This window comes from Brevibacillus sp. NRS-1366 (assembly GCF_050467985.1).
In genome coordinates, this window is the sequence record NZ_JBITPN010000060.1 from 72,674 (window position 1) to 98,520 (window position 25,847).

The following is a 25,847-nucleotide window of genomic DNA, read 5'->3' on the forward strand; positions in this document are numbered from 1 at the left end:
GGCAATGGTCTATGGTTTATGTCTTCGTTTGCGGGGCAATACTACTTGATATCGTTCAAGAGACGCTTTTACATATGGGTGAAAAGCTGCCAGGCGCAATGGGAGGGATTCAAATGAACTATACTTTGGTCATTGCTGTCATTGAAGTAGTCGTTGGGATCATTATTGGCACCTACTTCTGGAACTTACTGCGAGCGCAAAGAAACAACAAAACTTCTACGGAAAAAGAATCGCGCAAGGATCTAGACTCTATTCGCAAGATGAGAATGATTGCATTGACAGAGCCCTTGTCAGAAAAAACAAGGCCGACTAATTTGGAAGAAATCGTAGGACAAGAAGACGGACTGCGTGCATTGCGTGCAGCTTTGTGCGGACCAAATCCACAGCATGTGATTATTTATGGTCCCCCGGGTGTAGGTAAAACAGCCGCAGCCAGGGTCGTGCTTGAAGAGGCCAAAAAGAATCAGCTCTCGCCTTTTTCAGCGGATGCCAAATTTATTGAGATTGACGCGACCATCGCCAGGTTTGACGAACGCGGAATTGCAGATCCATTAATCGGGTCCGTTCACGATCCGATTTATCAAGGAGCTGGCTCACTCGGGCAGGCGGGAATTCCTCAGCCAAAACCGGGAGCCGTTACAAAGGCGCATGGGGGAATGCTGTTCCTCGATGAAATTGGCGAGCTGCATCCTGTGCAAATGAACAAGCTGCTCAAAGTGCTCGAAGACCGCAAAGTCATGCTGGAAAGTGCTTATTATAGTGAGGAGAACAACCAGATTCCGTCGCATATTCACGATGTGTTTAAGTATGGCTTGCCTGCCGACTTCCGGTTGGTAGGAGCGACGACGAGACTGCCGGATGAATTGCCGGCTGCGCTTCGCTCTCGCTGTCTGGAAATTTTTTTCCGTCCGTTAAAAGCAGGGGAAATTGGCAGCATTGTTCGTACAGCCGTACCAAAGATGCGGATGGATATCGAGGATGCGGCCGTTTCTGTCATAGAACGGTATGCCACCAATGGTCGTGAAGCAATTAATACACTGCAGATCGCTGGAGGAGTTGCGTTAACTGAACAACGACAGACGATCCATGCCTCGGATGTGGAGTGGGTCATGCATAGCAGCCAAAAGTCTCCGCGGCCGGAAAAACAGGTACATGATACGCCACAGATCGGACTGGTGAATGGTCTTGCCGTATACGGTCCGAATATGGGCAGTGTGATGGAACTGGAGGTTACCGCCTCGGTTTCTTCAACGCCGGGACAGGGTCGCATCGCTATGACAGGGATGGCAGAAGAAGAAGAGATGGGGAGCCGCAATCGGACCATCCGTCGCAAATCAATGGCCAAAGGCTCGATTGAAAATGTGCTGACAGTCTTGCATCGCATGGGTGTCCGCCCGTACGATTACGATTTGCATATCAACTTCCCTGGAGGCATTCCTGTGGATGGACCGTCTGCAGGTATTACGATTGCTACGGCGATTTACTCCGCTATAAGGGAGATACCGGTAGATAATTTGCTTGCGATGACCGGAGAAGTGAGCATTCATGGAAAAGTAAAGCCAGTAGGTGGAGTCGTTGCCAAGGTAGAGGCTGCACGGCAAGCTGGTGCAACTCGCGTGTTGATTCCGGAAGAAAACTGGCAAAGCATTTTTGCAGATATGCAAGGGATCAAGATTATTCCCGTTTCTACCGTCTCACAAGTGATTGAGTTAGCGCTGCCGGAGGCCTCCAGGCAAGAAACAGAGGAGACTGGCTTTACACTGCAACTGCCTGCTGAAGATTTGGCCTCCTCCCCAATGTCCTTGTAACTGCCCAAGAGTGCCGGTGGAATTAGACATCGGATTGTGTTTGCGCTACAATGGAAAAAAGCTTCTGCTTGCAAAGAGCCTGGGCAGAAATGACTCCTTAACCATCGCTTTTTTTGGGTGTTTCAGTTTTGCCGGGTGGGCTTAAAAACGGCTATAAAAGCCGTTTTTGTCTGTTATCAGGCTCTTGGTAAGAGGGATAGATCAACAAGGAGAGGTGCATACGCTTGGGCGAACGTTCCGGTAAAAGAGAACTACCGCTTCTCCCGTTGCGAGGACTGCTTGTATATCCGACCATGGTACTCCATTTGGACGTTGGACGGGAAAAGTCCATCCGCGCATTGGAGCAAGCAATGGTAGACGATAACAAGATCTTACTTGCGACTCAGGAAGAGGTCCACATAGAAGAACCCGATGCCGAGCAAATCTACAGCATCGGTACCGTTGCGCGTGTGAAGCAAATGCTGAAACTGCCAAATGGTACGATTCGTGTATTGGTAGAAGGATTGCAACGGGCAAAGATCGAGGAGTATCTGCAACAAGAAGATTACTTCATTGTGTCCATTACATATCTGCAAGAAGAAAAAGCGGATGAGAACGAAGTAGAAGCATTGATGAGGTCTCTGCTCAGTCACTTCGAGCAGTACATCAAGCTGTCGAAAAAGGTTTCCCCAGAGACGCTGACGTCTGTAACCGACATTGAGGAACCAGGCAGACTGGCAGACGTAATTGCGTCCCATCTCCCGCTGAAGATGAAGGACAAACAGGAAATTTTGGAGACCACCAACATTCAGGAGCGTCTCGAAATTCTCTTGACCATCCTCAACAATGAGCGTGAGGTTCTAGAGCTTGAGCGCAAGATCGGCAATCGTGTGAAAAAGCAGATGGAGCGCACGCAAAAGGAATATTACCTGCGCGAACAAATGAAAGCGATCCAAAAGGAACTCGGTGACAAAGATGGCCGCCAAGGGGAAGTAGATGAACTGCGGGCACAGCTGGATAAATCCGACGCCCCCGAGCGCATCAAAACCAAAATCGAAAAAGAGCTGGATAGGCTCGAAAAAATGCCGTCGACTTCGGCTGAGGGATCGGTTATTCGTACGTATATCGACACCTTGCTTGCATTGCCATGGACACGTTCAACCGTTGATAATCTGGACATCCACAATGCACAAGTCGTACTGGACGAGGATCACTACGGTTTGGAAAAGCCAAAAGAGCGCGTGCTAGAGTATTTGGCTGTGCAAAAGCTGGTAAATTCGATGCGCGGTCCGATTCTTTGTCTGGTCGGCCCTCCCGGGGTAGGGAAAACCTCCTTGGCTCGTTCTGTTGCTCGTGCTTTGGAGCGCGAATTCGTGCGTATTTCCCTCGGTGGTGTACGTGACGAAGCAGAGATTCGCGGTCATCGCCGGACGTATGTAGGAGCATTGCCAGGACGCATTATCCAAGGCATGAAGCAAGCGGGGACGATTAATCCAGTCTTCCTGCTCGATGAAATTGACAAGCTGGCATCTGATTTCCGGGGCGATCCTGCTTCGGCTTTGCTCGAAGTTCTCGATCCGAATCAGAATGACAAGTTTAGCGATCATTATATTGAAGAGACGTACGACCTGACGAACGTGATGTTCATCACGACAGCGAACAGCCTCGACACGATTCCGCGACCGCTTTTGGACCGGATGGAGGTCATTTCGATCTCTGGCTACACCGAGCTGGAAAAGCTGAACATTCTGCGTGGGTACTTGTTGCCTAAACAGATGGAAGATCACGGCCTGGGCAAAGATAAGCTGCAAATGAACGAAGACGCGATGCTCAAGCTGGTGCGTCTGTACACGAGAGAAGCTGGCGTGCGCAATCTGAATCGCGAAGCAGCCAATGTTTGCCGAAAAGCGGCCAAGCTGATCGTGAGCGGTGAAAAGAAGCGCGTTGTTGTTACTACCAAAACACTGGAAGCCTTGCTTGGAAAGCCTCGTTTCCGCTATGGACTGGCTGAGAAAAAGGACCAGATCGGCTCTGTAACAGGCCTGGCTTGGACACAAGCTGGTGGCGATACGCTAAATGTGGAAGTCAGCATTTTGCCAGGTAAAGGAAAACTGACGTTGACAGGTAAGCTGGGCGATGTGATGAAGGAGTCAGCTCAGGCAGCCTTCAGTTATATTCGCTCTCGTGCAAGTGAGTTGGGAATTGACCCCACTTTCCACGAAACAAATGATATCCACATTCACGTTCCAGAAGGAGCGATTCCAAAAGACGGTCCGTCTGCAGGGATTACGATGGCAACGGCACTCGTATCGGCCCTTACACAGATTCCGGTGAAAAAGGAAGTCGGGATGACAGGTGAGATCACGCTGCGTGGTCGCGTACTGCCAATCGGTGGTCTAAAGGAAAAATGCATGTCTGCTCACCGTGCAGGCTTGACGACAATCATCTTGCCAAAAGACAACGAGAAAGACATTGAAGACATTCCGGAAAGCGTACGAAACGAACTGACCTTTTACCCGGTGGAACACTTGGATGAAGTACTTCGCCACGCCCTGACTAAACAACCAGTAGGTGACAAATCATGAAAGTAACTTCATCAGAGTTTGTCATTAGTGCTGTTGGACCAAAGCAATACCCGGAGGACGGCCTGCACGAGATCGCGTTGGTAGGCCGTTCCAACGTCGGGAAATCATCCTTGCTCAACAAAATGATGAATCGCAAAGGGTTGGCACGGATCAGCTCGCGACCTGGGAAGACACAGACGTTGAACTACTTCCGTGTAAACCAAATGCTCTATTTTGTTGACTTTCCTGGGTACGGTTATGCCAAGGTCGCCAAAACAATCAAGGAACAATGGGGCAAAATGATCGAAGGTTATTTGAAAAATCGCGAGGAGCTGCGGTTTGTCATTCAACTCGTTGATATTCGTCATGCCCCGAGTAAAGACGATATTGCCATGTACGACTGGTGTAAGCAAATTGGCATTCCGACGGTAGTTGTCGCTACTAAAGGGGATAAAATTGCCCGGGGTCGTTGGCTGCAACACATCAAGGTCATCCGGCAAAGCCTGAATCTGCGCGGGGATGATACAATCATCGTGTTTTCCTCGGAGACTGGGCAAGGCAAGGATGAGCTGTGGGGAGAAATTCTCCGACGTTTGCGTGGTGGAGATGAGAGCCGTGCTGAATCAGCCTCCATTTCCTCTGCAAAGGCTGAAACCAAAACTACCGAACCGTCGTAGACAGACAGGCCCCAGATCAATCGGAGGGGAGAAGGGGAGGCAGCTTTCGTGAGCGAGCAGGCGTGCTTTGCCGTTCGCGGTGTGATTGAAGGCTTCTACGGAACGCCCTGGACGCATGCAGAGCGGATGGACATGATTGATTTTTTGCAAAGGCATGAGTACAATGCGTATTTTTACTCTCCAAAAGATGATTTGTATCTGCGGGAGAGATGGATGGAGCCGCACCCTGAATCAGCACTGAAGCAAATTGAAGAGCTGATTAAAAGAGCAAACCAAGGGGACATGCGGTTTGTTTACTGCCTAAGTCCAGGCCTGAGTATGGAATACAGCAGCTCGCAGCATCTGGGTCGATTGATAAAAAAATATCAGGATATGTACCAGCGAGGAGTTCGGAGATTTGGCTTGCTCTTCGACGATATCCCCATGCATCTCTTGCATGAAACGGATGTGAATCAATTTGCTCACTTGGCGGATGCTCATGTCCAAACGACAATGCGCGTATGGGAGGAGATGAGCAGCTGGTCTGATCCAGTCAAGCTGGTAGTTTGTCCAACACAGTACAACGGAATTGGGAAAGAGCCGTATGTCATGCATCTCGGTCTGCATTTGCCTGAAGAGATTGATCTTTTCTGGACAGGGCGCTTTGTATGTTCGCCGTACCTCACAGATGGCGACGCCGTTCGCTTTCGAGAGTATACAGGACACAAGCCGCTTTATTGGGATAACTACCCGGTAAATGATTTAGCGATGGCAAATGAACTGCACATAGGGCCATTGCGGCATCGGGACCCAGACTTGTGGAGTCACTCGGCCGGTTATGTTGCCAATGCGATGTCTAGACCGGAGTGCTCGAAAATTCCTTTGATTACGACTGCGGCCTATCTGCGTGATCCGATCAGTTATGATCCGCACACCGCTTGGGAGCAGGCGGTGGCTGAGGTAGTGGGCAAGCAGGATGCAGAGGCATTTCTATCCTTTGCCGATAATGTACAAGGCTCGTTTTTGTGCGAGATGGAATCGCCTCGCTTACTCGAAGCGTTTCTGACTTTCCGGTTTCAATTCCTCCAAGGCGATCGGGTAAAAGCGGTTCAAGAGCTGACGCTGCTGTTTCATGAGATGGAGCAAAAGGCTCACCAGCTTTTGGGAGGAATGACCAATCAAAAGCTGGCTCGTGAAGCAAGGCCCTGGATAGAGAAGTATCGACATTGGGCAAAAGTAGGCCAATCCGCAGTTGCTCTGATTGAGAACGGAACGAGTGGGCGAATTCCGCAGGCCGCATTTCATTTGCTAAAGCTGAAGCAGTGGCTCAAACGGACAGAGCGCTTGCCACAAAAAGTGTGCGGTCAAGTCATGAAGCTGTTTGTCGATGCGGTAATGCTGGAAATCAAAAAGACACCGTAACAAAACGGTTCCTTTCAAAAAAAGGTTCCTTTTCCATGGAGGAGAAGGAACCTTTGTCATGTACATATTCGTGTTATGCTGATTTACTGCCGCCATCTGCTTTTCCCTTTCGGGTGCGGGCGCTTCGAATCCATTCTTGTATGGGCAACTCAGCGAGAATCATCCCAGTAAAGATCATCAGGCAGCCTGTAAGCTGTCTGCCGTTTAACACTTCGTGAATGAAAACGTATGAAGTAAGAGCGGCGAACACAGGCTCCAAGGCAAAAATAAGAGCGACGCGGGTAGAGCTCGTTTGCTTTTGCAGAGCAGTCTGTGCAAGAAAGGCGAGTGCCGTTGCAAAAATGGATGTAACCACTAAACCTAATGCAACTTCTGGCATGAAGATGATCGCGGGATCAAATGCCCGGCTCCAATCCTCAAAGAAAAAGGCGTAAATCCAGCTCATCACAGCAACGGTGCCTAATTGGACAATCGCAAGTGGCAAAGCAGCGTAGCGAGGTGCGTACTTGCCAGTAAAAACGATTTGCATCGCGAAACAGATTGCACAGCCAAAGACGAGAATATCGCCCAGATTAAAGGAAAACTCTTGATTCTGAGTTAAGAGATACAGTCCAGCAGCAGCCAGGATCACGCCGATCACGGCAACTGGTTTGATGCGGTCGCGCATCAGCATAAAAGAAAAGAGCGGGACTAGGACAACGGACAATCCTGTGATAAATCCTGCTTTTGACGGCGTGGTGTACAAGAGCCCGACCGTTTGCAGAGCATATCCGAGACAGAGCCAAAAGCCGAGGATAACCCCAGCCTTTAAAAGCGGACCGCGCCATTCGCTTAACTGATGCCGGTATTTGACTAGTTGAATGAGTAATAAGAACAAAGCCGCGATGGAAAATCGTACCGCGTTAAATGTATTCGGAGGCAACGAGGCAATCGCCTGCTGCACGATCAGAAACGTCGACCCCCAAATAAAAGCAATTAGGAACAGCGTTATGTCTGCCATCCATGGTTTTCTCAATATATATCTCTCTCCTCCCGACGTACTTCCGAATCTTTCATGTGTTTCGATATCTAGTCTGCATGATACGGTATTCGCACTGGGAACGCAAGATGATTTACACAGCCACCAAGCGAGGCTGACGCCGTGCTGTATCCATGTTTTTTGAACAATCATCTCAGCAGGGATCCTACCATTCGACAGGGTGGAACGAACTGTAAATCTCCCGACTACACTTGCGTTAATAAATTTTTCACAATTACTCGTGGCTGTTTCTGGACATAATGTTATAATAATAGTGCAATTTACATATGGCGATAGCAGCTATGTCAATCTGGGAGGACGTTATGGATATACTTTTGTTGGGCCTAAACTACAAAACGGCACCTGTCGAAATTCGCGAAAAGTTTACATTCAGCGATGATGGGACTGCCCGCGCTCTTCATCTTCTCTCCCAGACGAAGAGTATAGCGGAATGCATCATTCTTGGAACTTGCAACCGTACGGAAATCTACGTCGTTTGCGATCAGGCCAATATCGGCCGCGACTATACCCGCCGTTTCCTGGCGGAGTGGTTTGGTGTGGAGAAAGAACAATTTAAGGATCATCTCTATATAAAAGAAAACGAGCAGGCCATTGATCACTTGTTCCGTGTTTCGGCTGGTATGGATTCGATGGTCATGGGAGAAACGCAGATTCTCGGACAAGTGCGAGATGCGTTCCTCATGGCTCAGGAGCATAAGACCACGGGCACGGTGTTCAACACGTTGTTCAAGCAAGCCATTACGTTTGCAAAGCGTGCACATACGGAGACGGCAATCGGGCAAAATGCCGTATCTGTCAGCTATGCCGCTGTTGAGCTGGGGAAAAAAATCTTCGGTTCTTTCGCAGGAAAATCCGTCTTGATCGTTGGTGCGGGCAAAATGAGCGAGCTCACGGCTAAGCACCTGCATGCCAATGGTTCAGAGGAAGTAGTGGTGGCTAACCGGACACTGGAAAGAGCGCAACTGCTTGCTGAAAAATTTAAAGGGGACTCCTGTACGATGGAGCAGCTGCCTGAGGCACTGCTCGCAGCAGACATCGTCATCAGCTCTACCGGGGCAAACGGCTATGTTCTCGGCAAAGCAGAGCTGGCTCCGATCATGAAGAAACGGAAGCACCGTCCTTTGTTCATGGTTGACATTGCTGTACCTCGTGACCTGAATCCGGATCTGCATGATCTCGATAACGTCTATTTGTATGATATTGACGATCTCGAAGGAATCGTTGCGAGCAACGTGGCGGAGCGTTCCCGTGAAGCAGAGCGCCTCGATGTGATGATTGAGGAAGAGATCGTGGCATTCACTACCTGGTATCAAACGCTGGGTGTAGCTCCATTGATCGCCGCCTTGCGCGAAAAAGCGCTGAGTATTCAGGGCGAAGCGATGCGCAAAATTGAAAATAAGCTCCCAAATCTCTCTGAGCGGGAAATTCACATCATCCGCAAGACCACCAAAGGGATTGTGAATCAATTGATGCATGACCCCGTGGTGCGTTTAAAGGAAATGGCCGCTACCAAGCACGGTGAAGAAGTTCTGGATATTTTCTCCAAGATGTTTGCGCTGGAAGAAATTCTGGAACGCACGGAACAAGAAGCCATTTGGGCGGACGACAAGAAAAAACAGTTCTCCACACGTGAGCAGGGCTTGGTTACGCGGGTCCGCGAGTAAGCCATCATCATCTTTATAGCAACGGATAGATACCGATAGAGAAAGAGGGGAGAATGCATGGCCGAGGTGAGATGGGTCTACGACCTGACGATCTTTCTCTACGCTGCAAGTGTTCTCTTCTATTTTAACGACTTCTTGCAGAGCAACCAGAAAGTCAATCGTCTGGCTTTCGGGTTGCTTGTTGTCGTTTGGGCCTTGCAAACCGTTTTTTTCGTCTCACAGACTGTTATGAAAGCGTACTTTCCTGTCATTACGCTTTTTGAGACGCTCTTTTTTTACTCCTGGGTGCTAGTGAGCCTGTCGCTTGCTATTCACTATTTTTTTCGAATTGATTTATTGGTATTTTTTACCAATATCATCGGGTTTGTTGTCTTGGTTATGTCTATGTTTATGCCAGAGACACCGATCGTTGCCGTATCCAGCATATTGACTTCAGAGCTGCTATTGACGCATGTCACATTGGCAATGTTTAGCTATGGAGCGTTTTCGTTCTCGATGATTTTCTCGGCGATGTATCTGTTGCAGCACAAGATGCTCAAGGAGCGCCGATGGACGCCGCTTCTGCGAAGGCTGCCCAGTCTCGATCAGCTGGAAGGATACGCCTATCGAATGAACATGCTCGGAGTGCCGATGCTTTTGCTCTCTATCGTTTTGGGAATTATTTGGGGAAAGATGGTACTACCCGAAAAATTCCTCCTGGATGCAAAAGTAGTTCTTTCGGTAACAGTACTCGCCAGCTATTCCTTTTGGCTTTATCAACGATACCGGGATACATTACAAAGGCGCAGGCTGGCGCAATGGAATCTGCTGGCGTTTTTGCTTTTGCTCATTAACTTTTTGGGTGCAAATACATCTACATTTCACAGCTGGTGGTAACCGCTGTTTGAGGAGGCTGTCATGGGAAACTGGAAAGTGGGAACGCGTCGCAGCAGGCTGGCGCTTACCCAGACAAATTGGGTTGTAGACCAACTGAAGAGCATTGCGCCTGAGGCGGATTTTGAATTGCATGAGATTGTGACAAAAGGGGACCGCATCCTGGATGTGACATTGTCCAAAGTAGGCGGAAAAGGTCTGTTTGTCAAAGAAATCGAACAATCGCTGTATGACAAGGAAACAGATTTTGCCGTTCACAGCTTGAAGGATATGCCGGCTGAGCTGCCAGAGGGCTTGGTGATTGGGGCAATACCTAAGCGTGTCGATCCACGCGATGTCCTGCTCTCCAAAGACGGTAAAACGCTGGACGAATTGCCCCAGGGAGCACTAGTGGGAACGAGCAGTCTTCGCCGCTCTGCACAGATTTTGGCACATCGCCCTGACATTCAGATCGAATCGCTACGCGGAAATATTGATACGCGCATGCGCAAGATGGAAGAGGGCAATTTTGATGCGATCATCCTGGCGGCTGCAGGACTAGAACGCGTTCAGTTTGAAGGAACCATCTCACAGTTTTTACCGGTCGAGATCAGCTTGCCAGCAGTAGGTCAAGGTGCTCTTGCCATCGAATGTCGTGCTGACGACGAAGAGACGCTCGCTCTCTTGAAGCGTCTCGACGATGAGCCGACCCGCAGAGCGGTTACGGCGGAACGCAGTTTTCTGCACAAACTCCAAGGTGGCTGTCAGGTGCCGATCGGTGCCTATGCGACGGTAGGTGAAGACAATCTCGTCACCTTGACGGGAATGGTTGGTTCGCCGGATGGGAAACAGATGTTCAAAAATACAGCTTCTGGTCATGATCCACTTTCTCTTGGCATTCAGGTGGCAGAGGCGCTCTTAGCAGAAGGGGCCGGCGAAGTGTTGGAACGGGTGTTGCGGGAGAACCAGCAATGACAATGGTCCGGTCTGGTGGGCCGTTAACGGGCAAGCGCATCATGGTTACTCGAGCGAAAAGCCAGGTGAGGGAGCTGGTAGATCGAATCGAGCATTTAGGTGGAGAGGCTTATGCCTTTCCACTTCTCAAAATGGTGCCGCCGACAGATTGCAGCAAGCTGGATGAAGCGATTTCTGAGCTGCACACATATGATTGGATGATTTTCACAAGTGTGAACGGTGTGCGCTTCTTTTTCGAGCGGATGAGAGAGCTGGGGGTTGGAGTAGATGCCATCACCAGCCAGCTTGCCGCGGTTGGTCCGAAGACAGCAGAGGTACTGATTGCACAAGGACTTAGCGTAGCGGTCATCCCCTCGGATTATGTGGCGGAAAGCCTTTTGACCAGTCTGCATCAAGAGCTTCTCCCTGGACAACGGGTGCTCTTGCCTAGAGCAGATATAGCCCGCAAGACGCTGCCTAAAAAATTGACAGGGCTTGGGATGAAAGTCACAGAAGTCGATGTCTACCATACTGTTATTGATGCAGAGCTCGCACCGGAAGCTGCTTTCCAATTGAAACAACGAAAGATCGATGTCATTTTGTTTACCAGCTCATCCACGGTGACTCATTTCGTTTCCGCTATGGCGCCGTTCCAGGCTCCAGGCTGGCTCGATCAGGTGCGAATCGCCTGTATCGGGCCGATTACTGCCGAGACGGCACGACAAAACGGACTGGCAGTGCATGTGGTGGCAAGTGAGTACACGGTGGAAGGTTTACTAGATGCTTTACTAGAGAATCTGGGAGGGAATGGACATGGCTCAAACATTTGATCGTCATCGCCGACTACGCAAAAGTGCGGCAATGCGCAATCTCGTTCGGGAAAACCACATTCGTATGGAAGATCTGATTTATCCTTTGTTCGTAGTGGAAGGAACCGACATTAAAAATGAAATCTCGTCTATGCCAGGTGTATATCAGTTCTCCCTGGACCGTCTGGCTGAGGAAATGAAGGAGATCTCACAGGCAGGCATTCAATCCGTTTTGATGTTCGGTATACCTGATCACAAAGACGCTTGCGGTTCTGAAGCGTATAACGACGAAGCGATTACCCAACAGGCTATCCGCCAAATCAAAGAAGCCTACCCGGAAATGATCGTCATCGCAGACACTTGCCTGTGTGAATACACCGACCACGGACATTGCGGTGTTTTGAACGAGGGTGAAGTGGAAAATGACGAGACCTTAAAACTGCTCGGCATGACAGCTGTTTCCCAAGCAAAAGCGGGCGCAGACATTATCGCACCTTCTAACATGATGGACGGTTTTGTTGTTGCGATTCGAGAGGCGCTCGATGAAGCAGGCTATGGGCACATTCCGATTATGTCGTATGCTGTGAAATACGCTTCTTCATTCTATGGTCCTTTCCGTGAAGCAGCATGCTCGACACCTCAATTCGGAGATCGGAAAAGCTACCAGATGGACGCATCCAATGCACGTGAAGGACTGCGCGAAGCAGCTTCCGACGTCAAAGAAGGGGCAGACTTTTTGATCGTGAAGCCAGGTCTTGCTTTCATGGACATGGTTCTGCGTCTCCGTGAAAACTTTAACCTCCCGATCGTAGCGTACAATGTGAGTGCGGAGTATTCCATGGTGAAGGCAGCAGCACAGAATGGCTGGATTGATGAAGAGCGTATCGTAATGGAAACATTAGTTGGATTCAAGCGTGCAGGTGCAGATTTGATCATTACGTATCATGCCAAAGATGTAGCAAAATGGCTGGCGAGGTGAGCAGAAGATGAATAGAGAAAAATCGACTCAATTTTTTGCAGAAGCACAGCAGTATATACCAGGTGGGGTTAACAGCCCGGTTCGCGCGTTTAAAAGCGTAGGCGGTAACCCGGTCTACATTTCCAAAGGGGAAGGCTCTCGAATTTACGATGTAGATGGCAACAGCTATATCGACTACATCGGCTCCTGGGGCCCATTGATTCTCGGTCATGCGCATCCAAAAGTATTGGCGGCGATCACTGAGGTGGCTGCTCTGGGAACCAGCTTTGGTGCGCCTACTTACCGGGAAACTGAGATGGCGAAGCTGGTTTGTGAGATCATGCCATCGGTTGAAGTCGTGCGTATGGTCAATTCGGGAACAGAAGCGACGATGAGCGCATTGCGCTTGGCACGCGGCTACACGAAGCGAAACAAAATCATGAAGTTCGAAGGCTGTTATCATGGTCATGCCGACAGCCTCTTGATCAAAGCCGGCTCCGGTGTGGCAACGCTCGGTCTTCCAGACAGTCCTGGCGTACCAGAAGGCACAGCGCTGAACACAATTACGGTTCCCTATAACGATCTGGAAAGTGTAAGGCTCGCATTTGAAAGCTTTGGCGACGATCTGGCTGCTGTTATTGTAGAGCCAATCGGCGGCAATATGGGGGTCGTACCACCGCAGCCAGGCTTCCTCGAGGGTTTGCGTGCAATCACGGAGCAATACGGATCCTTGCTTATTTTTGATGAAGTCATGACCGGTTTCCGCGTGGCACTTGGCGGTGCTCAGGAGCTGTTTGGCATCACGCCTGACCTCACTACAATGGGGAAAGTAATCGGTGGCGGATTGCCGGTCGGTGCTTACGGCGGCAAACGTGAGATCATGCAGCAAATCGCTCCGGCGGGCCCGATCTATCAAGCGGGAACTCTCTCAGGAAACCCTTTAGCAATGGCAGCAGGTCTAGCTACCTTGCAGGAGCTCAGCAAACCAGGTGCTTACGACAGGCTGGAAAAACTGTCTGCCAGACTCGGTGAGGGCTTGGCGGACAATGCGAGCAAGCTGGGAATCCCGTACACAATGAACCGTGTAGGCTCAATGGTTTGCCTGTTCTTCACCGAGACACCGGTCATTAACTACGAAACAGCGAAAACAGCTGACCTGGAACGCTTCTCTGCCTACTTCAGCCATCTGCTGGATGATGGCATCATGATTCCACCTTCCCAGTTCGAAGGGATGTTTGTTTCCTTGGCTCACACGGAGGACGACATCGAGCGGACGATTGTGGCGAGCTACAACGCGATGAAAAAGCTGTAAAAGAACATGCTGCACCTCCTGATTGGATTCAGGAGGTGTTTTTTGTAAGAAATGTCGAGCAACTGTGATAGTATGAAAGGGAGTTGTTCTCGCAAGGGACGAGCACATTTTCGACGGAGGTGGGTCCAATCGAAGGGACAATCGTGAAAGTACCGGAAAAACATTTCATCGGGCTGAGCTTCTCTGGTTCTTTTCCGATGCTTGTGGAATACATGCCAAAGCTTTGGGCAACGTTTTTGCAGCGCCAGGAGGAGATTTCCCACGTTCTGCACCCGGTTGTACGCTATGATATCAGCGACGAAAATCGGACCTATGACATGTACACGGAGTATCTGGCAGTCGAGGTGGAGTGGTTCGAACAGCTTCCACCAGGAATGGTCGGTTTTACAATCCCAGAAAGAACGTATGCTCGTTTTACCCACAAAGGACCGATGGAGCACGTACAAGCGACCTACGAAAGTCTCTTTTCATGGCTAAAGGAAATGGGACATCAACCCAATGAGCAATTGCTTCGTATGGAACGCTACGACGAACGATATGTACCATCTGTTCATGATGCTGCCCGTGTTGACAATATGTACGAGATCTTTATCCCACTTCGATAATAGGTAAAATCTCAGCACCTCTTTTTCACATGAAAAGAGGTGCTATTTGCTCTATAATTTCACCATTTGAAAAACCCCTCCATATACTGAATACAAACGAGGGAGGAGATGGACAAGGGTGGGCAAAGGGAGATGGAGATACCGCAAGCTCTTTCGCAAGCGTTATGGACGTATTATATGGCTCGTCACGAAGCGCAACGGAGAGAAAGGATATTTTAAGTTTCCCGTACAAAAAAAACAGCGCAAGGAGCAGCGTATACTTGTGGCGAATGAGTATATCGCAGCTGCTCTTGCGAAACGAGTCGGACTTCCAGTAGCAAAAGTAAAGCTAGTCACCGTCAGAGGACCCCGGGGAATCAGGCGCAGAGGGCTGCTCTCACAGAAGGCAAGTGCAAACAAGGTAATACCGTGGAAAAGGGCTAAAAAGAGGGTATACCGCAGGCTGGATGAGAAAGTCAAAAAAGCGAATTTGCTGGCACGAATCGCTGCCTTTGATGCATGGATAATGAACCCTGACCGGAATAATCGCAATTTAATCCTATATCGAAAAAAGTCTGCCAAGCAATACAAGTGGTACCTCATTGACCATGGGATTGCTGTGTTTGGAAAGCCAAGCAGGTGGAGCTTACGAAAAGCAAAAAGACAATTTCGAAAAAAGAAAGCATACAAGTTTACGATGCATTCAGGGAGTAAAAAGAAGAAGCAACGGGTTCCCAAGGGACTCAAGCGCTTCACACAGGATAATCAAAAATCGTTAGACAAGATGGTCAAAAAAATTAAGAAATTACCTAACTCCGCCATCCGAAAAGCAGTTAAAAAGGTGCCGAGGGGCTATTTGAAGAGAGCGGAAAGGAAGTTTATTACCAAAGTATTGATTCACCGTAAAAAGCAAATCAAAAAGATTGTAAAGCGAATCTCCACGCGTTGAAAGAAAGGAGCGCGAAAAAGGAGGAGGTCGCGTCGAAACATACAGGTTTAATGGTATGCAACAGAGGGCACCATTTTGAACAAGACAATGAAAGGAAGATGGACAGATGATGAAATTAGCGGGTCTCAAAAATGATCTTAAAGTCGCCTATGTAGAGGAGGGTGTCAAGGAACCGATTATTCTTTTGCACGGCTTTTGTGGGAGTTCGGGGTACTGGAAGAAAGTCATACCCTTGCTTGCCGAGTCTCATCGTGTGATCGCGGTAGATTTGCGGGGGCACGGAGCCAGCCTGGCACCCAATGAACCCTACACCATGGAGCAGTTTGCCCATGATCTGGCTCTGTTTGTCGATGAGCTCGGCATTTCACGCTTTCATTTGTTTGGCCATTCGCTTGGTGGATACGTCACGCTTGCTTTTGCCGAAAAATATGCGGACAAGCTGGCTGGATTTGGTTTAATCCACTCGACTCCTTTTCCTGACGATGAAGCGGCCAAGGCCAATCGCGATAAGGGTGCGGCCAGCATTCGTGAAAACGGAATGGAGCCATTTATTAAAGCATTGGTGCCCAAATTGTTTGCAAAAGATCATGTAGCAACTATGCCGGATGAGGTTCAGATGACAAAAGAAATCGGGCTTTCCACCATTCCAATTGGGGCGATAAACACCCTGATAGGAATGCGGGATCGCATGGATCGCCAGCATGTGTTACAGGAAACGAATCTCCCTGTGCTATTGGTAGCAGGTGAAGAGGATCAAGTCATCCCGTCTGAAAGAACGTTCACAGTAGCGGGAGATCATATTGAGCAAGTGTTATTGCCAAACGTTGGACACATGGGAATGCTTGAGGCTCCTGAAGAATTGGCCGGGGCGATTGGCAGATTTTTGTCGAGGAGTTAACCAATTCCCACCAAAGTCCTAGTAAATTTTGCTATAATAGATCCAGGTATTCTATCAATTTTTACATATAAGAGAGGGGAAATTTCACATGAAAAGAGCACGTCGCATTACTATGACGGCGTTTGCATCGGTTGTCTTTGCCTCCCTGATGGCAAGCTCAGCGTTTGCGGCACCACTTCACCCGGTCAACCATGCAGACTGGATGGTGAAAAAATCGATTATTTCTGCTGGTCAAAACGGTGACTTGGCATTGGATCGCGCGGTGAACTTGGCTGAAGCGACTGTTGTTTTCTCCAAATTAAAAGAAGTAAAAGTAGGCGCGGCAGCGAGTGGCGCTCACTGGTCTACTCCTTATTTTGCTTGGGCGAAATCCCAAGGAGTATTGACTGGGGACGATTATAAAAACCCAACTGCTGCAGTAACGTCCGCAAAATTGACGCAAATGGCAGAAAAACTGGGCTACAAAATCGCGCTGGAAAATAAAGCGCAAGTAACTCGTGGCGAATTCTTCCAGGCATTGGGCGACGCAGTTACTACACACGTTACGATCGCACATACAAACGATACGCATGGACATATCCAAGAAGATAAGAATCAAAAAGAATTCGGTTTTGCTAAAATTGCTACCTTATTGAAGGAATGGCGTACAGAGAACGAAAACTTCCTTCTGCTTGATGCAGGGGATACGTTCCAAGGTACCGTTTTTGTAAACCAGTTCAAAGGCGAGTCTGTTGTTCCAATCCTCAACAGTCTGGATTACAACGTGATGGCTGCTGGTAACCACGAATTCGACTTTGGCTATGAGCAACTCCTCAAGCTGCGTGACATGCTGGAGCACCCGGTTATTTCCGCTAACGTATTCAAAGCGGATGGAAAAGAACTGCTGGTGCCGACATTCAAAGCAGAAATTGGCGGCAAAAAGTTCGCTTTCGTTGGGTTTGTAGCAGAAGATACGCCTGTTCTGACTCACCCTGACAACGTAAAGGGCCTTACTTTCAAAAGCCCAGTTGAAGTGGCGAAAACAGTCGTGCCTGAATTGAAAAAAGAAGTCGATCACGTGATCGTAGTTTCCCATATCGGGGTGGATGTAGACCGTGAAATCGCGAAAAACGTGCCAGGTATCGACCTGATCGTAGGCGGACACTCGCACACTCCACTGACAACACCTGAGCTGGTTAACGGTACATACATTGTTCAAGACTGGGAGTACGGCAAATCTCTGGGCCGCGCTGATCTGTACTATCTGGGCAAAGAGCTGGTTGCATTCAGCGGTGGCTTGAAAGAGTACGACGAGGCTGTTGTAGCTGATCCAGAAGTGGACAAGATGGTACAAGAGATCGTGAAAAAGATTGACTCCGTAATGAACGTGGTTATCGCGAAATCCGAAGTTCCACTTGATGGCGACCGTACGTTGGTACGTGCGAAAGAAACGAACGTCGGTAACCTGATTACCGATATCATGCTCGAGCGCACACAATCCATCAAAGGACATGAGGCTGACGTAGCTCTGGCCAATGGCGGCGGAATCCGCACACAATTGAATGCAGGCGACATCACCAAGAAAAACCTGTACAGCTTGCTGCCGTTTGAAAACAATACGCTGTCCATCGTAGAGGTAACAGGTGAAGAACTGAAGCAAGCACTCGAAAACGGAGTGAGCCAAGTCGAAAAAGGCGCAGGACGCTTCCCGCAAATCAGTGGAATGAGCTTCACCTACAATCCGACGAAGCCAGCAGGCGAGCGCGTCATCGAAGTGAAAGTGGGCGACAAGCCGCTTGATCTAACCAAGAAATACAAAGTAGCAACGATCGATTTCCTCGCAGCAGGCGGAGACGACTACACATCCTTGAAAAAGCCATTCTTCAACACTGGCCTGTCCATGTACAGTGTAGTAGAGGAAGGATTGATCAAACGCAAAGTGGTTAATCCAAAAGTAGAAGGCCGTATCGTAGAAGTAAAATAAGCACGGTTTACAAGACAGGGAAGCAGTATTTTCGGCTCCCTGTCTTTTTCCGTATAATGAAGTACCTTGCATTATGTCAAAGCTATTTGGTAAAATCTCACATGGGTGATACGGATTGAATGTTCATTTTAACCTAATTAGCCAGAACGCTCTATCCTCACGTAACATAGCGGAGTAGTGAAAGATGAATAGTTGGAATTTGTATCATTTTTCCACTCCATTATGGTAAAGTCGGAATATACGTTCTAGTTTGGGGGTGTATTCCTGTGCAAAATCACCTATCCGTTTCGGCTTTATCCCACGCCAGATCAGGAACAAAAATTGATGTGGACATTAGAGATGTGCCGTGGACTCTATAATATAGCGAAAGAACAACGTGAGCTTGCATATAAACAACAAGGTATATCCGTGTACTATTCTAAGCAACAAAGGGAATTGCCTCAGTTGAAACAGGAATTTCCCGAGTACAAAGCAATTCATTCACAGGTGTTGCAGAATTACTTGCAACGCCTGGATGAACTCGTTGCCAGTATTTCGGAAAAATTCTACCTGAAGGAATCGCAAGAAGGACCGCCGCGCAAATACACTAGCTGACTGTGCAGGGGCGCAGATACATGAACGATCTGATTTTGGAATGGCGGATCTTCAACCGTGGTGTCAACCAGATCATAGGGGAGGGACTCGGTTATGACGAGGCGTGAGTTTATGGATGAATTGGGTACGCTACTCGGTGGCTTGCCTGACAAGGAGCGTTTGGATATCCTTGCTGATTATACCGAGCATTTTTTAATGGGTGTCAAACAAGGCAAGAGCGAGCATGAGATAGCAGAAGGACTAGGAAGTCCCAAATTGCTGGCAAAAGAGCTTTTGGCAGGCTACAGGATTGACCAGGCGCAGTCGAACGCTTCTATCGGTAACATGACGAGAGCAATCATCGCTACCATTAGTCTTGGGTTTTTCAACGTCGTTTTTGTTTTGGGACCATTTATGGGGCTAATCGGTGTGTTAATAGCCTTCTATGCCGTTTCCTTTTCGCTTTTGGTGGCGCCGATCGGGATCTACCTGCAGTATGGAGTCCCTGTCCCGTCGCATGAGCGGCTCTTTCTATTGTTTGGAAGTATGGCCTCCTTAGGTCTTGGCGGCATGCTTGCAGTGGGATTGCTGCGTTTAACGAAGTGGCTGTACCGTCTTTTCTTGAGGTACCTCCAGTTCAATGTGCAGTTGATCAGGGGGAAATAAGATGAAGCATTGGGGAAAAAAGATTTTTGGAATCAGTTTACTGCTTTTTGTACTGGGCGCATCAGGACTCGTATGGTTATTTTCGAAACAGGAATATTTCTCTTTTTCATTAGCTCAGATAGATGAGCAGCGAACCATACAAGAAACGTTTACTTCTCTGAATTTGACCACGGATACGGCCGATGTCGTCGTGACCCCGAGCCAATTGCCTACTGCGAGCGTGCGCTTGTTAGGTGAAGCCAATGAGAATCAAAAAGAGAGTTTGCAGTTCGTAACGGAAGTGACCCCGGATGGCACGTTAAAAGTGGAGGTGCAAGAAAAACTCCACATCAATCTGTTTTTTCCCGTGAATGGCCGCCTTCAGATTCAGGTGCTTTTACCCGAGAAGACCTATGAAAAAATTGTGGTGCAGACGGCTACCGGAGATATCAAAACAGGAATTCTCACAGCAAAAGAGGCGAAGATTTCTTCGAGCACGGGAGATGTCGAGCTGGATGGCTTCACGGGAGAAAAACTGGATATTCGGACAGATACTGGTGATATGAAGCTTGCAGGTGTTCGCTCTGCCTTGGAGATTAACAGTTCAACAGGAGAGATCGATTCACTGGTCTTGCCGGAGCTGGCTCATGATGTTTCGATTCGAACCGATACTGGAGATGTGCGTGTAAAAGCAGAGAAACAACCAACCGCAGCCAAACTCGAGCTTTCAACCGATACAGGCTCGATTAAGACTTCGTGGTCGCCCCTTTCCTATGAAGAGAAGGAAGAACACCAGGTGAAGGCGTCAGTTGGGACGGGCGGTCCCACCTTAACTGTTGAGAGTTCCACAGGCGATATCCGCATTCAATAGGAGATGTTTGGCAAGAATGGTGGATAGGATTGGAAGCAGAGAAACGAAAAGATTTTGACACAATAAAGCCCGTTTTAGAGGAAGGGCCGTGGTATCATAATTATTGGGAAAGATTATTGTGCAAGGAGAGGTTTATTTCATGACCGCAAAACCATTTAACGATACTTTTTTGAAAGCATGCCGAGGGGAAAAGGCGGATCATGTGCCTGTATGGTACATGCGCCAGGCCGGACGTTATCAACCGGAATACCGTGCTATTCGTGCGAAGCATAGCTTTTTTGAAATGAATTACATACCGGAAGTGTGTGCAGAAGTAACTCGTCTGCCAGTAGAACAGCTTGGCGTGGATGCAGCCATCCTGTTTGCGGATATCATGACACCACTCAAACCGATTGGTGTCGACGTGAATATCGAGTCTGGGATTGGCCCTGTCATTGCCAATCCGATTGAATCCTTGGCAGATGTTCAAAAGCTGGACGACTTGGACCCGGAAACGCATGTTCCTTACATTTTGGAATCCATCAAGATTTTGCGTGAGACGCTTTCCGTTCCTCTGATCGGTTTCGCGGGTGCACCGTTTACACTCGCGAGCTATATGATTGAGGGCGGACCGTCCAAGCATTACCACAAGACAAAGGCTTTCATGTATACAGAGCCAGCAGCGTGGCAAGCGCTGATGGACAAACTGGGTGACTTGACGATCACTTATTTAAAAGCACAGATCAAGGCAGGTGCGCAAGCTGTTCAGGTGTTTGATTCCTGGGTAGGCGCATTGAACGACGAAGACTATCGTGAATTTATTACTCCTGTCATGACTCGGATTTTTAACGCACTGAAAGAAACCGATGTACCGACGATCTACTTCGGAATCGGAGCGGGTCACCTGCTCATGGATTGGAACCGTTTACCTGTTGATGTGGTTGGTCTCGATTGGCGCACGTCGATTACCACTGCAAGAGAAATGGGTGTAACCAAGACCCTCCAGGGAAATCTGGATCCGACTTTGCTTTTGGCCCCTTGGGAAAAGCTCGAAGGAAAAGCGAAAGAGATTCTGGACGAAGGAACCAAGCAGCCAGGATTCATTTTCAACCTCGGCCATGGTGTATTCCCGGACGCGAAAGTCGAAACGCTGCAAAAGCTGACAGCGTTCATCCATAGTTACAAACGTCACGTGTAACCAGGAGGTGCAATCATAATGTCCAAGCAAAAGACAGGGCTCTTGTTGATGGCGTATGGCACGCCGCGCAGTCGCGAAGAAATTGAGCCTTACTATACCCACATCCGTAGAGGACGCAAACCTCCACAGGAGCTGTTGGATGATTTGACCCAGCGATACGAAGCTGTAGGCGGTGTGAACCGTTTTGCCGAAATTACGGACGAGCAGGTAAGCGCATTGGAGCGGGAGATGAATGAGCGTTACCCAGATCGTGAGTTCGTAGGCTATTTGGGACTGAAGCATATTGCTCCATTCGTTGAGGATGCTGTCGACCAGATGAAGCGGGATGGAATCAAGGAAGCGATCAGTCTCGTGCTTGCACCGCATTACTCCAGCTATAGTGTAAAAGAATACAATGGACGCGCGAAAGAGCATTCGGAATCCGTGAACGGTCCTGTCATCCATAGCATTGAAAGCTGGTACCTCGAACCGGGCTTTATTTCTTACTGGGTAAACGCGATCAAGGATACGTTTGCTTCCGTGTCTACTGAAGACCGCGAGAGTGCTGTCGTTGTCTTTTCGGCACACAGCTTGCCAGAAAAAATTTTAAAGTCAGGCGATCCCTATCCGCAACAGCTTGAAGAGACGGCCAAGCTGATTGCTGAACAGGCGGGTGTCATGGACTTTGCCATTGGCTGGCAAAGCGCTGGGAATACACCGGAGCCTTGGCTTGGACCTGATGTGCAGGATTTGACCAGAGACTTGCATGCCGCGCATGGCTACAAGGCATTTGTCTATTGCCCTGTCGGTTTTATTGCTGAGCATTTGGAAGTGTTGTACGATAATGATTTTGAATGCAAACAAGTGACAGATGAGCTCGGCGTCCATTACTATCGCCCTCCGATGCCAAACGCCAGACCAGCCTTTATCTCCTGTCTGGCTGATGCTGTCGGGAAGAAGCTGGCGAATTAGGGGATCGAATCAGATGAGCGAGAAAACCTTCCATATTACGATTGTTGGCGGCGGTATCACCGGATTGACCGCCGCTTTTTACTTACAGCGGGAAATTGAAGCAGGGGGCCTGCCCATTCGTTTGCAGCTGATCGAGGAGCAAGAGCGCTTGGGGGGCAAGATCAAAACGTGGCGACATGAGGGCTATGTCATCGAGCAGGGGCCGGACTCCTTTTTGGAGCGCAAAGTGAGTGCAGCGCAACTGGCTGTTGACCTAGGGCTGAGTGATGACCTGGTACGCAATAGCACGGGACAAGCGTATATTTGGCACAAAGACAAGCTTGTCGCCATTCCAGAAGGAGCGGTCATGGGTGTTCCGACCAAGCTGATGCCGTTTGTGAGTACGGATCTGATTTCTTGGCCGGGGAAAATTCGGGCAGCCGCAGACTTGGTGCTTCCTGCGTCGGAAGGGAATGGGGATATTTCTGTAGGGGATTTTTTCCGTCGCCGATTGGGTGATGAGGTCATCGAAAACCTGATTCAACCCCTTCTCTCAGGTGTATACTCTGGTGACATCGACAATCTTAGTCTGCTCGCCAGTTTCCCGCAATTCGCCCAGTTGGAAAAGCAGCATCGCAGCTTGATTCTGGCGATGAAACATTCCAGGCCGAAAGCCAATGGGCAAGGAAAACCAAAAGGCCTCTTTTTGACGTTGAAAAATGGTTTGGAATCGTTGGTCGAGGGAATTGAAGAAAGATTGCCTGCGTCTAGCATTCAAAAAGGAACAGGGGTTCAAGAGCTAGTGAAGCGGAAGAACGGGGGATATTCCCTCATCCTGAAGAATGGACAGAGCATGGAGACGGATGCCGTTCTCTTTACGCTGCCGCACGCAGCTCTCGAACCGCTGCTGCGCCCGTATGTGTCTGTTCCTTCCTTGCCGCAAGCGAAGCCACACATGGTCGCAACAGTCGCGATGGCTTTCAGCGAAAAATCAATCGACTTCGGAATGGATGGAACTGGATTTATTGTTCCCCGTCATTCTGGTGCAAAAATTACGGCGTGTACATGGGCGCACCGAAAATGGCCGCATACAGCGCCCGATAACAAAGCACTACTGCGCGGCTTCGTGGGTAAGGCGAAAGAGCAGTCCTTTATGCAGCAGACAGATGAAGAAGTGCTGGAGACAGTGCTTCACGATCTGCGAAAAATTATGAGCATTCCGAAGCAGCCTGATTTTTATAAAGTGACCCGCCTCCAAAATGCGATTCCGTACGTGGTTGGTCATCTGGAATGGGTAAAGGAAGTAAAAGCGAAAATCCAAACCAGCCTGCCTGGGGTTCTGCTGGCAGGTGCTTCGTATAGCGGGGTTGGTGTACCCGATTGTATTGATCAAGGAAAGAAAGCGGTATCAGAATTGATAGCTTCTGTCGGGCCGGGGAGATAAACCCCGGTTTTTCCTTTTTTCCGGTGCTAAACAGCCTGTCCTGTCCATATAGTATAGGGAAATGTCCTGCACTTGAAAGGAGGAGCACGAATGGCGTTACAGGATGGACTTCTCTCGTTTGCCATCAAGGAGACCATTTTCCTCTCATCCGATAAAGCTGGAATAGGCGAATTGCAAGAGCTGGAATTGGTTCCCGATGTAGAGGTGTTGGAAAACGAATCCTACATCTCCATTACCGGCTGCTTGCAATTATTCGGTAAGTACGAGCCAATCAGGGAGGCCGCAGAGTCCAATGGCGGCGGAACGGAAACCCTGATTGAAGCGATGACGTTTTCGCCGTTTCGTCAGGAAAAAGCGGAGGAAGGATACTATGGCTGGGAGGAGCAAATCGGACATCGCATTCCGCTGAACATTACGATCCCGTTGGAGCGAATCGCTGAAATCGGTGACATCTACGCAATTGTGGACAGCTTTGATTACAAGCTAGAATCCCCCCATCAAATGCTGATTGATGCTGAGCTTAAAATCATGGGGATTGCCTTTGTGCAGCAGGTTCATGAACAACAGCAACCGTTTCAACAGTACCAGTACGAGCCGCACCCGTATCAAGAAAATGAGGAAACCGGGACTGGAAGACAAGAACAGGCATGGGAATTTGCCCAGGTAGCAGCGGAAGATCAGGATGAACTGGTTCAGCCAGTTTCGCTGGATGAGATCGAGCAGAAGCTGAGTGAACTGGAACACGAAATGGAAAGGCAAACAATACCAGCCTCATATGAGTCGGCTGAATCCACCTCCATGTATGATACGCCGGCTCTCTCCACTTCCTTCCCCGAGGTATATTCTAGTCAAAGTTATGGGGAAATCACGGATGTGGAGCTTACCGATGCAGGGGAGGCGTGGGGAGTTGAATCTGCCGCATACGAATCACCCTCTTATGATTCCTCTTATGATTCTCCCTCCTATGATATACAGGCCGTAGAATTGGAGCATGAGGAGCGGTGGACGGACGTTGGAGCCCACGAAGAGGAACAAGATGAACCCGTACTTGCCATCCATGATCAGGAATCTCTTGCCTATACGCAGGTAGCCGGTGAGCAGATTGAATCACCTGAAGCGGCGAGAGCAGCGGAAATAGCAGAAGTGTCGGGATCAACGGGAACAGCAGAAGCGGCGAGAGCAGCGGAAATAGCAGAAATGTCGGGATCAAAGGGAACAGCAGAAGCAGCGAGAGCATCGGAAGTAGCTGAAATAGCTGAAATAGCTGAAATAGCGAAAGTAGATGAAGCATATGAAGTAGATGAAGCATCAGGAGTATCGGAAGTAGTTGAAGAAGCGGATGCGGAAGAAGTGAGCGAGGAAGCTCAGACTGCTGCCGAACCGGTAATCGCTGAACCAGAAGAAAATGATGAGATAGAGTTGCGCGTGGCTATTTCGGGCAAAGCCTCTCGAGAAGAGGCGGGCAATGTGAACATTACCTCGATCTTTTCCCAAGCAACCCGTGCCAAGCAAGATGCCATAGCAGCAGAAGCGGAATCGTCGTCCAGCTCTTCACGTAAAGGGATGGCTTCCTCTGCCGCGCCTACTACAGCAGAAGCAATGCAAAATCTCACATCTTTTGTCAAACGCAAAGAAGAGCGGACCAGTCAATTGAAAATGTGCATTATTCAGCGTGACGAGACCTTGGAGCATATCTCCCAACGTTATTCCTTACCGGTTTCCAAGATCGTGGAAGTGAACAGGTTGGCTACCGAGCAACTTGTCGCCGGACAAATCCTGTACATTCCACAGTGAGG

Annotated in this window: 22 protein-coding genes; 21 read left to right on the forward strand and 1 reads right to left on the reverse strand. The window is 49.1% G+C overall.

The window, feature by feature from the left end; genetic code table 11:
• Positions 1 to 113: 113 nt before the first annotated feature.
• From lonB to ACIFQN_RS33080, 4 genes are all read left to right on the forward strand, one after another.
• The gene (gene lonB / locus ACIFQN_RS33065; protein ID WP_429837301.1) at positions 114 to 1,808 is read left to right on the forward strand and encodes an ATP-dependent protease LonB; all 1,695 of its coding nucleotides are present in this window, start codon (positions 114 to 116) and stop codon (positions 1,806 to 1,808) included.
• A gap of 224 nt (positions 1,809 to 2,032) precedes the next feature.
• Positions 2,033 to 4,372: an endopeptidase La gene (gene lon, locus ACIFQN_RS33070; protein ID WP_429837302.1), complete on the forward strand. Its 2,340-nt coding sequence runs from the start codon at positions 2,033 to 2,035 to the stop codon at positions 4,370 to 4,372.
• The gene (yihA, locus tag ACIFQN_RS33075; RefSeq protein WP_429837303.1) at positions 4,369 to 5,028 is read left to right on the forward strand and encodes a ribosome biogenesis GTP-binding protein YihA/YsxC; all 660 of its coding nucleotides are present in this window, start codon (positions 4,369 to 4,371) and stop codon (positions 5,026 to 5,028) included. The genes lon and yihA overlap by 4 nt, the downstream gene beginning before the upstream one ends.
• A 48-nt stretch (positions 5,029 to 5,076) precedes the next feature.
• Positions 5,077 to 6,429, forward strand: a complete 1,353-nt coding sequence (locus ACIFQN_RS33080) for a protein O-GlcNAcase (protein WP_429837304.1) — start codon at positions 5,077 to 5,079, stop codon at positions 6,427 to 6,429.
• Positions 6,430 to 6,502: 73 nt separating this feature from the next.
• Here the strand turns inward: ACIFQN_RS33080 and ACIFQN_RS33085 are convergent, their stop codons facing one another.
• Entirely contained in the window at positions 6,503 to 7,444 is a 942-nt protein-coding gene (locus ACIFQN_RS33085) for a DMT family transporter (protein WP_429837305.1), read from the reverse strand.
• A 326-nt stretch (positions 7,445 to 7,770) separates the two neighbouring features.
• Between ACIFQN_RS33085 and hemA the strand changes: the two genes are divergently transcribed.
• The 17 genes from hemA (at position 7,771) to ACIFQN_RS33170 (ending at position 25,845) form a co-directional block, all read left to right on the forward strand.
• The gene (gene hemA, locus ACIFQN_RS33090) at positions 7,771 to 9,132 is read left to right on the forward strand and encodes a glutamyl-tRNA reductase (RefSeq protein ID WP_429837306.1); all 1,362 of its coding nucleotides are present in this window, start codon (positions 7,771 to 7,773) and stop codon (positions 9,130 to 9,132) included.
• Between the two features lie 57 nt (positions 9,133 to 9,189).
• Positions 9,190 to 10,008 carry a cytochrome C assembly family protein gene (locus tag ACIFQN_RS33095; RefSeq protein WP_429837307.1) on the forward strand — a complete coding sequence of 273 codons (819 nt, stop codon included), beginning with the start codon at positions 9,190 to 9,192 and terminating at the stop codon, positions 10,006 to 10,008.
• 21 nt (positions 10,009 to 10,029) lie between these two features.
• Entirely contained in the window at positions 10,030 to 10,959 is a 930-nt protein-coding gene (gene hemC / locus ACIFQN_RS33100; protein WP_429837308.1) for a hydroxymethylbilane synthase, read from the forward strand.
• On the forward strand, positions 10,956 to 11,768 hold the full coding sequence (locus ACIFQN_RS33105) for a uroporphyrinogen-III synthase (protein WP_429837309.1): 813 nt from the start codon (positions 10,956 to 10,958) through the stop codon (positions 11,766 to 11,768). Before hemC ends, ACIFQN_RS33105 begins: the two co-directional genes overlap by 4 nt.
• The gene (gene hemB / locus ACIFQN_RS33110) at positions 11,752 to 12,726 is read left to right on the forward strand and encodes a porphobilinogen synthase (RefSeq protein ID WP_429837310.1); all 975 of its coding nucleotides are present in this window, start codon (positions 11,752 to 11,754) and stop codon (positions 12,724 to 12,726) included. Before ACIFQN_RS33105 ends, hemB begins: the two co-directional genes overlap by 17 nt.
• 7 nt (positions 12,727 to 12,733) lie before the next feature.
• The gene (gene hemL / locus ACIFQN_RS33115; protein ID WP_429837311.1) at positions 12,734 to 14,017 is read left to right on the forward strand and encodes a glutamate-1-semialdehyde 2,1-aminomutase; all 1,284 of its coding nucleotides are present in this window, start codon (positions 12,734 to 12,736) and stop codon (positions 14,015 to 14,017) included.
• Between the two features lie 143 nt (positions 14,018 to 14,160).
• Positions 14,161 to 14,622 carry a GyrI-like domain-containing protein gene (locus tag ACIFQN_RS33120; RefSeq protein ID WP_429837312.1) on the forward strand — a complete coding sequence of 154 codons (462 nt, stop codon included), beginning with the start codon at positions 14,161 to 14,163 and terminating at the stop codon, positions 14,620 to 14,622.
• A gap of 118 nt (positions 14,623 to 14,740) precedes the next feature.
• Entirely contained in the window at positions 14,741 to 15,550 is an 810-nt protein-coding gene (locus ACIFQN_RS33125) for a HipA family kinase (protein ID WP_429837313.1), read from the forward strand.
• Positions 15,551 to 15,656: 106 nt separating this feature from the next.
• The gene (locus tag ACIFQN_RS33130; protein WP_429837314.1) at positions 15,657 to 16,448 is read left to right on the forward strand and encodes an alpha/beta fold hydrolase; all 792 of its coding nucleotides are present in this window, start codon (positions 15,657 to 15,659) and stop codon (positions 16,446 to 16,448) included.
• Between the two features lie 88 nt (positions 16,449 to 16,536).
• Complete coding sequence (locus ACIFQN_RS33135) at positions 16,537 to 18,411, forward strand: bifunctional metallophosphatase/5'-nucleotidase (RefSeq protein WP_429837315.1); 1,875 nt, start codon at positions 16,537 to 16,539, stop codon at positions 18,409 to 18,411.
• A 273-nt stretch (positions 18,412 to 18,684) separates the two neighbouring features.
• On the forward strand, positions 18,685 to 19,005 hold the full coding sequence (locus ACIFQN_RS33140) for a helix-turn-helix domain-containing protein (protein ID WP_429837361.1): 321 nt from the start codon (positions 18,685 to 18,687) through the stop codon (positions 19,003 to 19,005).
• Between the two features lie 93 nt (positions 19,006 to 19,098).
• Positions 19,099 to 19,650 (forward strand): HAAS signaling domain-containing protein, encoded by a 552-nt coding sequence (locus tag ACIFQN_RS33145; RefSeq protein ID WP_429837316.1) that lies wholly within the window; start codon positions 19,099 to 19,101, stop codon positions 19,648 to 19,650.
• A 1-nt stretch (position 19,651) separates the two neighbouring features.
• Positions 19,652 to 20,500 carry a DUF4097 family beta strand repeat-containing protein gene (locus tag ACIFQN_RS33150; protein WP_429837317.1) on the forward strand — a complete coding sequence of 283 codons (849 nt, stop codon included), beginning with the start codon at positions 19,652 to 19,654 and terminating at the stop codon, positions 20,498 to 20,500.
• Between the two features lie 139 nt (positions 20,501 to 20,639).
• Positions 20,640 to 21,677 carry a uroporphyrinogen decarboxylase gene (gene hemE / locus ACIFQN_RS33155; RefSeq protein WP_429837318.1) on the forward strand — a complete coding sequence of 346 codons (1,038 nt, stop codon included), beginning with the start codon at positions 20,640 to 20,642 and terminating at the stop codon, positions 21,675 to 21,677.
• Positions 21,678 to 21,695: 18 nt separating this feature from the next.
• The gene (gene hemH, locus ACIFQN_RS33160) at positions 21,696 to 22,628 is read left to right on the forward strand and encodes a ferrochelatase (protein ID WP_429837319.1); all 933 of its coding nucleotides are present in this window, start codon (positions 21,696 to 21,698) and stop codon (positions 22,626 to 22,628) included.
• Positions 22,629 to 22,641: 13 nt separating this feature from the next.
• Positions 22,642 to 24,051, forward strand: a complete 1,410-nt coding sequence (hemY, locus tag ACIFQN_RS33165; protein ID WP_429837320.1) for a protoporphyrinogen oxidase — start codon at positions 22,642 to 22,644, stop codon at positions 24,049 to 24,051.
• A gap of 90 nt (positions 24,052 to 24,141) precedes the next feature.
• Positions 24,142 to 25,845 carry a LysM peptidoglycan-binding domain-containing protein gene (locus ACIFQN_RS33170; RefSeq protein ID WP_429837321.1) on the forward strand — a complete coding sequence of 568 codons (1,704 nt, stop codon included), beginning with the start codon at positions 24,142 to 24,144 and terminating at the stop codon, positions 25,843 to 25,845.
• The last annotated feature ends 2 nt before the right edge of the window (positions 25,846 to 25,847 follow it).

What these genes read in the sequence shown, in the direction of transcription:
- hemC (WP_429837308.1), top strand. Translation starts at nt 10,030, where the DNA reads ATGGGAAACTGGAAAGTGGGAACGCGTCGCAGCAGGCTGGCGCTTACC.
- hemE (WP_429837318.1), top strand. Translation starts at nt 20,640, where the DNA reads ATGACCGCAAAACCATTTAACGATACTTTTTTGAAAGCATGCCGAGGG.
- hemL (WP_429837311.1), top strand. Translation starts at nt 12,734, where the DNA reads ATGAATAGAGAAAAATCGACTCAATTTTTTGCAGAAGCACAGCAGTAT.
- ACIFQN_RS33105 (WP_429837309.1), top strand. Translation starts at nt 10,956, where the DNA reads ATGACAATGGTCCGGTCTGGTGGGCCGTTAACGGGCAAGCGCATCATG.
- hemY (WP_429837320.1), top strand. Translation starts at nt 22,642, where the DNA reads ATGAGCGAGAAAACCTTCCATATTACGATTGTTGGCGGCGGTATCACC.
- hemB (WP_429837310.1), top strand. Translation starts at nt 11,752, where the DNA reads ATGGCTCAAACATTTGATCGTCATCGCCGACTACGCAAAAGTGCGGCA.
- ACIFQN_RS33145 (WP_429837316.1), top strand. Translation starts at nt 19,099, where the DNA reads ATGACGAGGCGTGAGTTTATGGATGAATTGGGTACGCTACTCGGTGGC.
- lonB (WP_429837301.1), top strand. Translation starts at nt 114, where the DNA reads ATGAACTATACTTTGGTCATTGCTGTCATTGAAGTAGTCGTTGGGATC.
- ACIFQN_RS33170 (WP_429837321.1), top strand. Translation starts at nt 24,142, where the DNA reads ATGGCGTTACAGGATGGACTTCTCTCGTTTGCCATCAAGGAGACCATT.
- ACIFQN_RS33150 (WP_429837317.1), top strand. Translation starts at nt 19,652, where the DNA reads ATGAAGCATTGGGGAAAAAAGATTTTTGGAATCAGTTTACTGCTTTTT.
- yihA (WP_429837303.1), top strand. Translation starts at nt 4,369, where the DNA reads ATGAAAGTAACTTCATCAGAGTTTGTCATTAGTGCTGTTGGACCAAAG.
- ACIFQN_RS33135 (WP_429837315.1), top strand. Translation starts at nt 16,537, where the DNA reads ATGAAAAGAGCACGTCGCATTACTATGACGGCGTTTGCATCGGTTGTC.
- ACIFQN_RS33095 (WP_429837307.1), top strand. Translation starts at nt 9,190, where the DNA reads ATGGCCGAGGTGAGATGGGTCTACGACCTGACGATCTTTCTCTACGCT.
- ACIFQN_RS33130 (WP_429837314.1), top strand. Translation starts at nt 15,657, where the DNA reads ATGATGAAATTAGCGGGTCTCAAAAATGATCTTAAAGTCGCCTATGTA.
- hemA (WP_429837306.1), top strand. Translation starts at nt 7,771, where the DNA reads ATGGATATACTTTTGTTGGGCCTAAACTACAAAACGGCACCTGTCGAA.
- hemH (WP_429837319.1), top strand. Translation starts at nt 21,696, where the DNA reads ATGTCCAAGCAAAAGACAGGGCTCTTGTTGATGGCGTATGGCACGCCG.